General features: G+C 74.9%; 13 protein-coding genes, 1 tRNA gene and 1 riboswitch. Of the genes, 2 read left to right on the top strand and 12 right to left on the bottom strand.

The features are described from left to right. The first annotated feature begins 9 nt into the window (after positions 1-9). A complete protein-coding gene (locus tag OG715_RS20850) occupies positions 10-834 on the top strand; it encodes an isocitrate lyase/PEP mutase family protein (RefSeq protein WP_266270327.1) in 825 nt (274 codons plus the stop codon). Here OG715_RS20850 and OG715_RS20845 read toward each other — a convergent pair. The 9 genes from OG715_RS20845 to OG715_RS20805 form a co-directional block, all read right to left on the bottom strand. Further along, positions 824-1,150: a hypothetical protein gene (locus tag OG715_RS20845; RefSeq protein WP_266270326.1), complete on the bottom strand. Its 327-nt coding sequence runs from the start codon at positions 1,148-1,150 to the stop codon at positions 824-826. The genes OG715_RS20850 and OG715_RS20845 overlap by 11 nt on opposite strands. Then, entirely contained in the window at positions 1,147-1,413 is a 267-nt protein-coding gene (locus OG715_RS20840) for a hypothetical protein (RefSeq protein ID WP_266270324.1), read from the bottom strand. The genes OG715_RS20845 and OG715_RS20840 overlap by 4 nt, the downstream gene beginning before the upstream one ends. 59 nt (positions 1,414-1,472) lie before the next feature. Next, positions 1,473-2,579, bottom strand: coding sequence for a cytochrome P450 family protein (locus tag OG715_RS20835; protein WP_266270322.1), 1,107 nt, complete (start codon positions 2,577-2,579; stop codon positions 1,473-1,475). Beyond that, complete coding sequence (locus OG715_RS20830) at positions 2,543-4,159, bottom strand: cytochrome P450 (protein WP_266270320.1); 1,617 nt, start codon at positions 4,157-4,159, stop codon at positions 2,543-2,545. The genes OG715_RS20835 and OG715_RS20830 overlap by 37 nt, the downstream gene beginning before the upstream one ends. Then, the gene (locus OG715_RS20825; RefSeq protein ID WP_266270318.1) at positions 4,156-4,782 is read right to left on the bottom strand and encodes a GTP-binding protein; all 627 of its coding nucleotides are present in this window, start codon (positions 4,780-4,782) and stop codon (positions 4,156-4,158) included. Before OG715_RS20825 ends, OG715_RS20830 begins: the two co-directional genes overlap by 4 nt. Continuing rightward, positions 4,760-5,110 carry a DUF742 domain-containing protein gene (locus OG715_RS20820; RefSeq protein ID WP_266270317.1) on the bottom strand — a complete coding sequence of 117 codons (351 nt, stop codon included), beginning with the start codon at positions 5,108-5,110 and terminating at the stop codon, positions 4,760-4,762. The genes OG715_RS20825 and OG715_RS20820 overlap by 23 nt, the downstream gene beginning before the upstream one ends. Next, the gene (locus OG715_RS20815; RefSeq protein WP_030397833.1) at positions 5,107-5,520 is read right to left on the bottom strand and encodes a roadblock/LC7 domain-containing protein; all 414 of its coding nucleotides are present in this window, start codon (positions 5,518-5,520) and stop codon (positions 5,107-5,109) included. The genes OG715_RS20820 and OG715_RS20815 overlap by 4 nt, the downstream gene beginning before the upstream one ends. Then, positions 5,504-7,114 (bottom strand): sensor histidine kinase, encoded by a 1,611-nt coding sequence (locus OG715_RS20810; RefSeq protein WP_266271756.1) that lies wholly within the window; start codon positions 7,112-7,114, stop codon positions 5,504-5,506. Before OG715_RS20810 ends, OG715_RS20815 begins: the two co-directional genes overlap by 17 nt. A gap of 153 nt (positions 7,115-7,267) precedes the next feature. Next, positions 7,268-9,757 carry a SpoIIE family protein phosphatase gene (locus tag OG715_RS20805; RefSeq protein ID WP_266270316.1) on the bottom strand — a complete coding sequence of 830 codons (2,490 nt, stop codon included), beginning with the start codon at positions 9,755-9,757 and terminating at the stop codon, positions 7,268-7,270. A gap of 191 nt (positions 9,758-9,948) precedes the next feature. Here OG715_RS20805 and OG715_RS20800 point away from each other — a divergent pair. Continuing rightward, positions 9,949-10,022, top strand: a tRNA-Ile gene (locus tag OG715_RS20800). 111 nt (positions 10,023-10,133) lie between these two features. Here the strand turns inward: OG715_RS20800 and OG715_RS20795 are convergent. From OG715_RS20795 to OG715_RS20785, 3 genes are all read right to left on the bottom strand, one after another. Then, on the bottom strand, positions 10,134-10,700 hold the full coding sequence (locus OG715_RS20795; RefSeq protein ID WP_266270315.1) for a TetR/AcrR family transcriptional regulator: 567 nt from the start codon (positions 10,698-10,700) through the stop codon (positions 10,134-10,136). A 126-nt stretch (positions 10,701-10,826) separates the two neighbouring features. Continuing rightward, positions 10,827-11,654, bottom strand: a complete 828-nt coding sequence (locus OG715_RS20790) for an alpha/beta fold hydrolase (RefSeq protein ID WP_266270314.1) — start codon at positions 11,652-11,654, stop codon at positions 10,827-10,829. Positions 11,655-11,761: 107 nt separating this feature from the next. Next, the gene (locus OG715_RS20785) at positions 11,762-12,052 is read right to left on the bottom strand and encodes a YiaA/YiaB family inner membrane protein (RefSeq protein ID WP_030397838.1); all 291 of its coding nucleotides are present in this window, start codon (positions 12,050-12,052) and stop codon (positions 11,762-11,764) included. Positions 12,053-12,297: 245 nt separating this feature from the next. Next, positions 12,298-12,468: riboswitch (cyclic di-AMP (ydaO/yuaA leader) on the top strand. The last annotated feature ends 8 nt before the right edge of the window (positions 12,469-12,476 follow it).

Here is a 12,476-nt window from a genome sequence, read left to right as displayed (position 1 = left end):
CGGCGGACGATGACGGTCGAGCAGCGGGAGAAGGCCCGCGTCCTGCGTGAACTCCACCGCCCGGGCGAGCCGTTGGTGCTCGCCAACGTCTGGGACGCGACGAGCGCCCGGCTGGTCGCGGCCGCCGGGGCGCGCGCCCTCGCCACGGCCAGCGCCAGCGTCAGCTGGGCGCTGGGGAGCGCCGACGGCGAGGGCGCCGACCGCTCGCGGGTGCTGGCGCAGACGGAGCTGATCGTCCGCGCGGCCGGCCCGCTGCCGGTCACGGCGGATCTGGAGAGCGGGTTCGCCGGGACCGCCGCGGGTGTCGGCGGGACGGTCGAAGCACTGCTCGCCACCGGCGCGGTCGGCGTCAACCTGGAGGACAGGGGCCGGCCGGTCGCCGAGGCGGCCGAGCGGATCGCGGCGGCCCGGGCGGTGGCGGACGCGGCCGGGGTGCCGCTGTTCGTCAACGGCCGTACCGATGTGTTCCTGCACGCCGGGGGCGACGCGGACCCGGCGGAGCTGCTGGACGAGGCGGTGGCCAGGCTGCGGGCCTACGCGGAGGCGGGCGCGGACGGCGTGTTCGCCCCGGGGGTGTCCGATCCGGCGGTGATCGCCGCGCTGGTCGCGGCCGTCCCGGCGCCGCTCAATGTGCTGGCCGGGCCGGGCTCGCCGTCCGTGCCGGAGCTGGCGGCGCTGGGCGTGGCCCGGATCAGCCTGGGGCCCGGCCTGGCGAAGGCGGCGTACGCGGCGGTGCGCCGCGCCGCCGAGGAGGTGTACGGGGACGGAACGTACTCCGCGCTCGGCGGCGGGCTCGACTACGGGGAGTTGCAGGGGCTGTTCGTCACCCGGTGAGCGCGCCGAGGGTGCCGAGGGTGCCCACGGCGTGGTTGACGATGTTGCCGTTGGAGCAGGTGGTGGGCCCGGCGCCGTGGCTGCCGAGGGCGGGGACGGCCGCGAACTCCTGCAGGCAGGCCGCGGCGGACGCGAAGTCCGGCCCGGTCGCCGCGCCACCACCGGAGCCCGAGCCCGAGCCCGAGCCCGAGCCCGAGCCAGCGCCGGAGTCCGGACCAGAAGCGGAGTCCGAGCCCGCCGCGAACGCGGCGGTAGGTGCGGCGGCCAGCGCCAGCGCGGCCAGCAGGAGCGCGCCGGGCCGCCGCACGCCGCTCACAGGCCGTGCCCGATCTCGCCGCTGAGGCCCGGGTGGGTCATCTGGTTGGTGCCGATGGCCTCGATCTCGCTCGCCGTACCGCCGACCACCGGCAGGTCCTTCGCCTCGTGCAGCAGGAGGTCGGCGGGGGAGAGGGTCATCCCGTTGGACAGGCCGCCGAGCGCGTCCGGGGAGGCCGCGGTGGAGGTGGCGGCGGACGCGGACGGCACGGCGGCGGCGAGACCGGCCACGGTGAGGGCGGCCAGGGCGGCGAGTTTCTTCATGAACCCCCCAACGACCCGGCCGCCCCGAGGTCACCGCGGCGCGCGCGGGGACCGGCGGGTCAGACCGTGACCCGCAGCGTGCGCACGCTGTTGCTGACGAACGAGGCGATCGGCTCCGGCTCCGGCCCGTCCGCGAGCGCGAGCCGGGGGTAGCGCTCGAACAGGAACCGCAGTGCCGTCTCCGCCTCCAGCCGGGCCAGCCCCGAACCGAGGCAGAAGTGCGGGCCGTGCCCGAAGGACAGGTGCCGGTTCGGCTGCCGGCCGAGGTCGAAGCGGTCGGCGTCGGGGTAGTGGGTCTCGTCCCGTCCGGCGGCCGCGTACGAGGCGAGCAGTGCCTCGCCGCGCCGGATCACCACGTCGCCGACCCGGATGTCCTCGGTGGCGTAGCGCAGCGGGAACTGCCCGACCGGCGAGTCGTACCGCAGCGTCTCCTCGACCACGGCCGACCACGGCACCGTGCCGTCCAGCACCGTCCGCAGCTGCTCGGGGTGGGCGAGCAGGGCGCGCACCGCGTTGGTGATCAGGTTGAGCGTGGTCTCGTGCCCGGCCACCAGCATCAGCAGCAGGGTGCCGACGAGTTCCGCCTCACTGAGCCGGTCGTCCTCCGCGCGGGCGGCGATGAGGTCGGTGGTGAGGTCGTCCCCGGGTTCGGCCCGCTTGGCGGCGACCACCGAGGCGAGCAGGGCGAACAGCGACCGCTGCGCGGCGGCGGCGGCCCCGGGGGTGGCGGAACTGGAGACCAGGGTGTCGGACAGTTCGTGCAGCTCGTCCTGCTGCTTGGGCGGCAGGCCGAGCAGTTCGCCGATCACCTGCATCGGCAGCGGGTAGGCGAAGTGCTCGCGCAGGTCGAACGTGCCGTCCAGCTCGCCGATCCGGTCGAGCAGGGCGGTGGTCCTGCTCTCGACGGCGGGCTGCAGGGCGGCCACCCGGCGCGGGGTGAAGGCCTGGGTGACGAGTCCGCGCAGCCGGCGGTGGTCCTCGCCGTCGACGGTGATCATGCCGGGGACGGTGACGAAGTTGATCAGCGGCCAGCCCTCGGGCAGCCGGCCCTCCCGGAACACCGTCCACAGCTGGGGGTCCTTGCCGACGCGGGGGTCGGCGAGGAGCTCCTGGAGGGTGTCGTGGTGGGCTATCGCCCAGACCACCACCCCGCCAGGGAGTTCCACCAGGACCGCCGGGCCGGCTCCGCGGAGCCGGGCGTTCTCGCGGTGCTGGTCGCGTCCGAAGGCGTCGAGGACGACAGGCTCGGGTCTTCCGTCCCCGAAGCCGTCCCCGAGGCCGTCCCCGAAACCGTCCCCGGAGCCGCCCCCGGCGTCTGCGGAGTCTGCGATATCTGCGGCGGTGTCCATGCGGAGGGCCTCTCGGGAGCTGGCGGGCGGGGCGGGGTGAAGGCGCTGTAGAGCACCGGGAGGCTGATCAGGGCGCGCGACCAGGGGGACGGGCGCCAGGCCAGCTCGTGCGGGGGGACGGCGAGTTGGAGGTCCGGCAGGCGGTGCAGCAGGGTCTCGACGGCGGTCTCGACGATGATCCGGGCCGGGTGCTGGGCCGGGCAGACGTGCTTGCCCGCGCCCCAGGCCAGGTGGGCCCGGTTGCCGCCGATCGACGCGTGCCCCATCGAGGCGTGCCCGTGGGCGCCGGGGCCCTGGGCGGCCGGGTCGGCGTTGGCCGCGGCCAGGCCGAGCACCAGCATGTCGCCGCGGGCGATGAACTGGCCGCCGAGCACGGTGTCCGAAGTCGCCCACCGACCGGGGAAGTTCTGCGTCGGCGGGTCGCGCCAGAGCACCTCCTCCAGCGCGTCGGCGACGGTCAGCCGGCCGCCGGTGAGGGTGGCCCGGAAGCGCCGGTCGGTGAGCAGCAGCCGCAGGGTGTTGCCGGTCCAGCAGATGGTGGTCTCGTTCCCGGCGATCATCAGGACCACCAGGTGGTGCACCGCTTCCTCGTCGGTCAGCGCGGCCGGGTGGGCGAGCAGCCAGGAGGTGAGGTCGGCGCCGGGTGTGGTTCGGCGCTGTCGCACCAGGTCGACCAGGAGGGTCTGGAACTCCTGGTTGGCGCGCACCGATTCGGGGCCGCTGTCGGCGATGTGGCTGATCAGCCGGATGAGGTGCGTGCCCGCCTCGTCGGGCAGGCCGAGCAGTTGGGTGAAGACCAGCAGCGGCAGCCGGCGCGCGTACTGGGCGACCAGGTCGGCGGTGCCGTCGGGGCCCCAGCTGTCGATCAGCGCGTCGGCGGCGGCCTCGGTGGTCTCGCGCAGCTGCCGGTGGTCGACCCGGGCGAGGGTGTCGGCGACGGCGGCGCGCAGCCGCTGGTGCTCGGCGCCGTCCAGGTTGAGCAGGGTGGGGCGCCAGGAGGTCATCGGCTGGAGCCGTGAGTCGGCGGCCAGCCGGCCTTCGGCGGGGACCCGCCAGCGGCGCGAGTCCTTGGAGAACAGCGCCTCGTTGCGGGTGAGTTCGAGCAGTTCGGGGTAGCCGAGGACGAGCCAGGACTCGACCCCGGGTTCCAGTTCGATCGGTGCCACCGGTCCGTACTGGGCGCGCAGCCTGGCGTACAGGCCGTGCGGGTCGTCGGCGACGGCGGAGCCGTGCAGCGGGGTGAGCGGCACCCCGACCGGCAGCCCGCCGGGCAGGGTGCCGCCGTGGGCCTCGGCCGGAGGGACGCTGCGGGCCGTGGCCGGTGGGGCGCCGCCGGCCGCGTGGGCGGGGCACCCGGGCGGCGGGACGGCCGTCGTGCCGGGCTCGGGAACGGTCATCGCTGCGGCTCCAGGACGGCGGTGCGGTACAGGTGGTCGACGAAGTCGATCAGCAGGTCGTACGAGGCCCGCCGGTCCCGGGCGTCGCAGTACAGGATCGGCGCCCCGGGCAGCAGGTCCAGTGCCGACCGCAACTCGTCCTCCGGGTAACTCGGCGTGTCCGGGAAGGTGTTGACGGCGACCGCGAACGGGATCTGCTGCTCCTCCAGCCGCCCGAGCACGTCGAAGCTCTCGTCCGGACGCCGCAGGTCGACCATGGCGATCGCGCCGAGCGCGCCGCGCGACAGGTCGTCCCAGAGCGGCCAGAACCGCTGCTGGCCGGGCGTGCCGAACAGGTACAGGGCGAGCCGGGGGTTGAGCGTGATCCGGCCGAAGTCCAGCGCCACCGTGGTGGTGGTCTTGCCGCCGCGCCCGGTGAGGTCGTCCACGCCGGTGCTGGCGGCGGTCATGGTCTCCTCGGTGCGCAGCGGGGAGATCTCGCTCAGCGAGCCGACCAGGGTGGTCTTGCCGACGCCGAACGGGCCGGTGACGAGGATCTTCACCGCGCCCTGGACGGACGGCGGCAGGTACTGCGGTGCGGCGGGAGCGCCGGCGACCGGGTCAGCGGAGTTGGCGGAGGCCAACGAGTACCTCTTCCAGAAGGGTGGTGGGCAGGCGTTCGGCCTGCGGAACGGGCGGGAGTACCTGGACGGCGCCGAGGTCCCAGAGGTCGCCTACCAGGACCTTGACGACTCCGAGCGGCAGACCCAGGTGGGCCGACACCTCGGCGATCGACAGCAGGCTGTGGCAGAGGTCGAGGATCCGCCGGTGCTCACGGTTGAGCAGGGCGTGCTCGGGGAGTTCGGGCCGGTCCGGTAACGCGACGACCAGGCTCTCGAACGCCAGCTCGGCGCGGGTGGGCCGGCTGCGGCCGCCGGTGATGACGTAGGGGCGGACCGGGCCGCCGCTCACCGCTGGCCCCCCGCCGCGAGATCGGCGCGCGGGGGACTGGTGAGGTGGGTGCCGATCCGCTCGACCAGGACCTGCATCTGGTAGGCCACCAGGCCGGCGTCGACGTCGTCGCCGGTCACCACCGCCAGGTGGGCCCCGGCCCCGGCGGCGACGATGAAGAGGTAGCCGCCGCCGTACTCGATGACGATCTGCCGGGTCGCGCTGCCCCGGCCGCCGAAGCCCTGGGCGACACCCCGGGCCAGCGACTGGAGGCCGGAGCAGGCCGCGGCGAGCCGCTCCGCGTCCTCGCGCACGATGCCCTCGCTGCGCCCGATCTCCAGGCCGTCGTTGGACACCACGACGGCGTGCTGGACCTGCGGGACGTTGACGATGTCGGCGAGCAGCCAGCCGAGGTCAGGGGTGGTGGTCATGGAACTCTCCGGGGCGCTGGGGAAGCTGGGGGGAAGGGGGAAGGGAAGGGTCGTGCGGGTCCGGGGTGCCGGCCCGGGCGGCCGAGCGGCCGCCGGCGGTGCCGGCCTGGAACATCGACATGAACGCCTGGGCCTGCTGTGCCGAGCGGTACGGCGGGGCCGGCGGCGGAGTGGGGGCGGCGTTGGCGGCGTGCCGGGTGGCGGCGCGGCCCCGGCGGTGGCTGCGACGGGGCAGCGGCGGCGGGGCGGCGTCCGGTTCGTCGCCGGTCGTCGGGGAACCGGCCAGCGGGGAAGCGGTCAACGGGGAGCCGGCCGTCGGGTAGCCGGCGACGGGCGGGTACACGGGCGGGTAGCCGGTGGCCGTCGCGGGGTCGTACGGCGCCGGGTCGTCCAGGTCGTACGGGACGCCCTGCGGCGTGTACGGCGAGTGCGGCGTGTAGGGCTGGTACGGCTGGTAGGGCTGGTACAGGTTGTGCGGCGCGTGCGGGTCCTGCGGTGCATACGGGTCGTTCGGTGCGTGCGGTGCGTGCGGTGCGTGCGGCTCGTAGGGCGCGTGCGGGCGGTCCGCCGCGGCGTCCGGGTACGCCGCCGGATCGGGCAGGTCGGGCCGGGCCGGCGGGACGGCCCGCCCCCGGGGCCCGGACCGCGCGGGCGCGGCCGATCCCCCGAACACCGCGTCGCCCCGGCCCAGGCCCGGCACGGTCGGCGGCAGCGGCTCGGTCAGCAGCGCGTTCGGCAGCAGCACCACGACCCGCACCCCGCCGTACGGCGAGGGCGCGGAGCCGATGGTGACCCGGAACCCGTACTGCTCGGCGAGCCGGCCGACCGCGGCCAGGCCGAGCTGGGGCACCTCGCCGAGGCGGGAGACCTCCAGCGTGGAGCCGCCGGCCAGGGCGTCGGAGGCCTTCTCGACGGCGAGTTCGGGCATCCCGACACCGCCGTCGTCGATCTCGATCACGGCCCCGTTGTGCACCGGCATCAGGGTGACGTACACCTGGGTGCTGGGCGGGGAGTAGCGGGTGGCGTTGTCGAGCAGTTCGGCCACGGCGTGGATCAGCGCCTCGGCGGCCGCTCCGACCACGGCGGTCTCGATCCGGCTGCGGATCATCACCCGCTGGAACGGCAGGATGCGGGACTGGGCGCCGCGCACGACGTCCTCCAGCGAGACCGGCTCGGGCCAGTGGCGGCCTGCCCGGGCTCCGCAGAGCACGGCCAGGGTCTGGGCGAGGCGGGCCTGTTGGGCGGCCGCGTGGTCGGCCTTGAGCAGGCCCTCCAGCAGGGTCGGGTCGTCGTGGGTGCGCTCCATCTCGTCCAGCAGGGCCTGCTGGTCGTGGGCCATGACGAGGATCCGGCGGGCCACGCTGAGGAAGGCCCGCTGGGTGGAGGCGTTGAGTTCGTGGTCCTGCTGGGCGGCGGCCAGTTCGGTGCCGCGGCGGGAGAGTTCGGCCGCGAGCTGTTCCCGGAGGCGGTTGATCTCGTGTTCCTGCTGGGTGACCCGACGGCGCTGGGTGGTGGAGACCGCGCGGTAGCGGGCGGCGGCCACCAGGGCGAGAGCGGCGAGCACGCCTGTTGCCGTTGCGCACCACTGAGTCATCGTCACGCGGCGAATTCTAGGGCGATGATCCTATGAAGGTGCGACCGGATCTCGCCAGGTGACCGGATCTCATCGATATCCCGTCAATACCGCGCCGGTCCGTACTGGTTCGGACGCGATCGGACTGTCCGTGGGCAGTCGACCGGTGTCCCGTCAGCCCCGCTGGTGCACAGCCGACAAGCGGTGCAACAGCAGCAACGCGACGTCGTCCGGGCGCGAACGCCGCTCGGTCACGTTCAGGGTGAGCAGATCGGCCAGCTTTTCCAGGTCCGGCCCCGGTTCGGGCCGGACCGGACCGGCGTTGCGCGCCCACAGTTCCAGCCCGCCGAGCATCCGGTGCACCGACTCGTCGTAGTCCTCCTCGCGGTCCTCCACCAGGCCGTCGGTGTAGGCGAGCAGCGTCTCGCCGGGCGGCAGGTACTCGACCGCCAGCGGGTAGGGCCGCTCGGGGGCGACGCCCAGCGGCGGGCCGCCGGGCAGGTCCAGCTCCACCGCCCGGGCGTCCGCGGTGACCCGGACCGGCGCCGGGTGCCCGGCCCGGGCCGCCCGCAGGGTGCCGTCGGCCGGGTCGAGGGTCAGGTACAGGCAGGTGGCGAACAGCTCGGTGTCCAGTTCGGTCAGCAGCCGGCTGGTCCGGGCGAGCGTGGCGGCCGGGTCGTGCCCGTCGGTCGCGTAGGCCCGCAGTCCGCTGCGCAACTGCCCCATCACCGCCGTGGCCTCGGCGTTGTGGCCCTGGACGTCCCCGATCACCAGCCCGATCCGGCCGTCCGGCAGCCGGAGCAGGTCGTACCAGTCGCCGCCGATCTGCATGCCCTCGGTGCTCGGCAGGTAGCGGGCGGCGCTGGCGATCCCGGGCAGCTGGGGCAGGGTGCGCGGCAGCATCGCGCGCTGCAGCTCGGTCGCCCGGTGGTGGTGGGTGTCGTAGAGCCTGGCCCGCTCCAGGGACTGGGCCAGGATGCCCGCGAACGAGGAGTAGAGGGTGCGGTCCTCGCGGCCGAACGCGCGCTCGGTGGCGAAGGTGATCAGGCAGGAGCCGACCTGCCGTCCGGAGGCGATCAGCGGCAGCACCGCCCACGCGGCGGGGGCGAGCGGACTGCCGGTCCCGCCGCCCTCCCCGGCGGGCCCGACCGGCTGCTCCGGTCCGCGCCCGCGACCGCGTCCGCGCCGGGCCGGCTCGCTGAACAGCGGGGCCGACCGGGCCAGGGCGCGCTGCATCACGCCCTCCGAGAGGTCGGCCAGCCGGGTCAGCTCGGTGCGCCGCTCGCCCCCGTAGACGGTGTGCGAGACGGGCAGCAGCCGGCCCTCGTCGACCAGGTCCAGCACGATGCCGGCCGCCCCGAAGGCCGGTCGGCAGATGTCGGTGACGGCCGTGGTGACGTCGTGGACGGTGACCGCCCGGGACAGCGCCCGGGTGAGCGCCAGCAGCAGCGCCGACCGGGCCCCGGCGGCGGAGGTGCCCTCGGCGGCGGCCTCCGGGCCCGGGGCGGACGGGTCGGACGGGTCGGACGGGGTGCCCTCGGCGGACGGGGCCGGGGACCGTCCGCCGGGCGGTCCGTCCCGGCGCGGTCCGTCCCCGGGCGGGCGTTCGCCGGGGGCCCGGCCGTGGTCGAGATCGGCGATCAGGCCGGCGATCCGCACCGGGCGGCGGTGCACGTCCCGCATCACCTCGCCGGTCTCCTCGATCCGGATCACCCCGCCGCCCCGGCGCGGCACCCGGTAGCGGAGCCGGTACGGGCCGCCGGTGGCGAGTGCCTCGGCCATGGCGGCCTGGACGTCGGGGAGGTCCTCGGGGTGGACCACGAGGTCCAGGGAGGGCGCGGGGGAGGTGCCGCCGCCCTCCGGTGCCGGCCGGCCGACCAGCCGCAGTGCCTGGGCGTCCCAGTGGGTCTCGCCGGTGACCAGGTCGCGCTCGAAGGCCCCGTGCCCGGAGGCCCGGACGGCGAGCGAGAGCATCGAGTGGGCGGTCGCGGCGGCCGGGTCGCCGACGCCGGCGCACAGGCCGGGGCGCACCCCGTCCGCCGCACCCCGGTCGGAGCGCCCCTCGTGCCCCGGGTGTCCCTCGTGTCCGGAGTGCCCCTCGGGCCCGGCGCGGCCCCCGGAGCCGTCCGCTCCGCCGAGTGCCCCGGTGCCGGCCCTGGCGTGCTCCAACAGGTACCCGAGCCGGTGCCCGCAGGCGTCCGCGAGGGTCTCCAGCACGTCCAGGTCGCGCCGGGGGACGGTCCCCCGGTGGGCGAGCGCGAGGGCGAGGACGCCCAGCGGCCGGGTGTCGACGACCATCGGCAGGGTGGCGACGGCGACCATCCCGGTGCCCATCCCGGCGTTCCGGTTCGGATAGTCGGTACTGGTGCGTTCGGGGCTCAGCAGATAGGGGCGGCGCAGCCGCAGCGCCATCGCGGCGGGCAGGTCCCCGGCCGGATCGACCACGCTGTAGCGCTCGTGGGCCCAGTCGGGCAGGCCGTGGGAGGCCGTGAGCCGGAGCATCCCGGTGGAGTCCAGCAGGTAGAGCGCCGAGCCCTCACCGGTGATCCAGCTCGGGCCCTCGGCCAGGACGGTACCGAGCAGTTCGGCGGCGCCGGCGCAGCCCAGCAATAAGCGGACGCAGCGCATGGCACTGCGCGCGGTGGGGCTGCTGCGCGGGTCCACGGGATGGCCGGCCTCTCCGGTGCCTTATGGGGCAGTTAATTCTTAATACCTTATTTCTTAATCGGGTGAGGGGAGAGTCGAACGGTGTGCCCCCGGGCGCCCGGGCCGCCTGGTGTGCGTGGGTCCCCGCCGGGTCCGGTACCCTTCTCCGTACGACGTGCCGCCCCCGCGGTGGCGGGTCGCAACGGCGCGGGGCTATAGCTCAGACGGTTAGAGCGCTTCCCTGATAAGGAAGAGGCCACAGGTTCAAGTCCTGTTAGCCCCACACCAGTCCGAAGGGCCCGGAGCAGCACGCTCCGGGCCCTTCGGCGTTCCCGCCCCCGCCAGCCCCCGCCAGCCCCCGCCAGCCCCCCGCTCGCTCCGCGCCCGTCCGGGCTCAGCGGGGCCAGTCGCGCAGCCCGGCGGTCATGACGGTGATCATCCGCTCCTGGGTCTCCCCGAGGTCCTCGGCGAGCTGGAAGCCGCCGGCCGCCGACAGCGCGGCGAAGCCGTGGGCCAGCGAGCGGAAGGTGCGGGCCGCGTGGATCGCCTCGGAGCCCTCCAGCCCGTAGCCGCGGAGCACCGCGACGATCACCCCGACCAGTCGGGCGGCCGCGCTCGCCAGGTCCTCGTCCTGCTGCGGGGCCTGCGGCAGCGCGGCGTAGCGGTGCGGGCGCTCGGTGGCGTACGCGTGGTAGGCCCGCAGGACGGCGGCGACCGCCTCGTCCCCGCTCCGGCCCAGCGCCGCTTCGGCGAGCCGGTCGGCCAGCTCCTCGGTGACCCGGACGGCGATCAGCCGGCGCAGTTCGGCCAGTCCGCCGCTGACGTGCTTGTAGAGCGACGGGGTGGCGACCTTGGCGCGGGCGGCGACGGCGGCCAGGGTGAGGGCCTCGGGGCCCTGCTCGTCGACGAGGGCGAGGGCGTGGTCGACGACCTGCTCGGGGGTGAGTCCGACTCGGGGCATCGTGGGTTCTCCTGGTGGGCGTGGTGGCTCGGCGGGGGGCGTGCGGGCGAGTGCGACGGCGGCGGGAGGGCGGGGCGGCGACGGACGGCGCGCTGGCGTCAGGCGCGGGGCGTCAGGCGCGTGGCTTCAGGCCAGCTCGGCGAGGAAGCCCAGCAGCGCCCCGGCGGTGGCCTCCGGGTGGTCGGCCATCGGGTAGTGCCCGGCGCCCTCCACCATCACCCTGCGCGCCCCGAGCGCGGCGGCCTGCCGGTCGGCGACCAGCTCCGGGTCGCCGAAGTCGGGGTCCTTGGAACCCATCACCACCAGCGCCGGGCAGCGCACGGCCGAGGTCCAGCCGACGGGCGAGGCGTCGCCGTGCACATAGCCGCGGGTGGCGGTCCGCCGGCCCGGGGTGCGCAGCGCGGAGACCAGTCCGGCCACGTACTCCTCGTGGTCGGCGGGCTTGGGGCCGGGGAAGGCGGCCTTGCGCAGGTAGAGCCCCCAGAACGCGGGCGAGCGGACCAGCAGCGCGCCCATCGCCCGGACCATCGCCCGCTGCAGGGCGGTGGGCGGCACGTTCTCGACGAAGGCGTCGATCAGGACGATCCCGGCGACCCGCCCGGGGGCGTCCGCGGCGGCCCTGACCACGCTGGCGCCGGTGTAGGAGTTGCCCGCCAGTACGGCCCGGTCGATGCCCAGGTGGTCCAGCAGGGCGAGGACGTCGCCGGCGATCGCGGCGGGGGAGTAGTCCTCCCAGAGGATCGAGGACTCGCCGAAGCCGCGCAGGTCCATGGTGATCACCCGGCGGCCGGCGGCGGTCAGCAGCGGGCGCAGGTGCCGGTACGCGGCCCGGCTGTCGAGCATCCCGGGGAGCAGGACGACGGGGGCGCCGTCGCCGTGCCCGGTGTCGTCGAAGGCGATCCGGCCACCGGGGAGGTCGAGGTAGCGGGTGGCGGGGGCGATGGTGCCGTTCATGGGAGCCTCCTCGGGGCGGGTCGTCGGCGAGTGCCGATAGCCATAAAGCTAAGGCTAATAGCCTTAGCCGTCAAGCCCTCCCGAGCGGCGGTCCGCACCCGGGCCGGTCAGACTCCCTCCACCTTGAACGGGTCGTGCTCGGTCAGCAGCTTGTCCAGCCGGGCCTGGTCGACCCTGGTGACGAGGTCGGTGGTCTCCTGCCGGTCCCGGACCACCTTGGCCAGGGTGAACGCGGAGGTGACCGTCCAGAGCAGGCCGACGGCGAGGAAGGCCCTGGTCCACGGCTCGACCGGGAGGAAGGCGATCCCGAAGCCGAGGGCGGCGCCGGACAGGGCGAAGGACAGGACGGCCTGGATGTAGTAGGCGGCCGTGGTGCGTGACTGCATCGGTGCGCTCATGGCGCCCAGAATGGCCGCGCGGTCCCGGCCGCACATGAGTAGTCGTACTCAGATGGGACCCCGTTCGTTGACGTCCCCTCACGTTCGGTAGCGTCAGCTGTCATCAATCGTCACAAAACGCCCATCCAGCCCCGTAGCGTCCGATCCGTGTCCGGTCGTCACCAACGGATGGCTTGGAATCGGGGGACTCTCGGATTAACGTTTGATAACGCAGCGCGGTCCGCAACGCCGTACCCAGACGGCACCGTGCGCCGTCGCCTAATCCCGCCGGCCGGCCTCCGGGCAGGTCATGGGAGCCGGGGAACCATGTTCCTTGGGGTGAATCGGCAGGGTCAGGGCACCGCCCGGGCTCAGCCGTAGGAGACCTTCCTGCTCCGAACCCGTCAGCTAACCCGGTAGGCGCGAAGGAAGGAAAGGAGCGCGC

It is taken from the genome of Kitasatospora purpeofusca, from assembly GCF_036010405.1.
GTDB classification, from domain to species: Bacteria; Actinomycetota; Actinomycetes; order Streptomycetales; family Streptomycetaceae; genus Kitasatospora; species Kitasatospora purpeofusca.
This window is presented reverse-complemented; position numbering and strand designations above follow the sequence as displayed.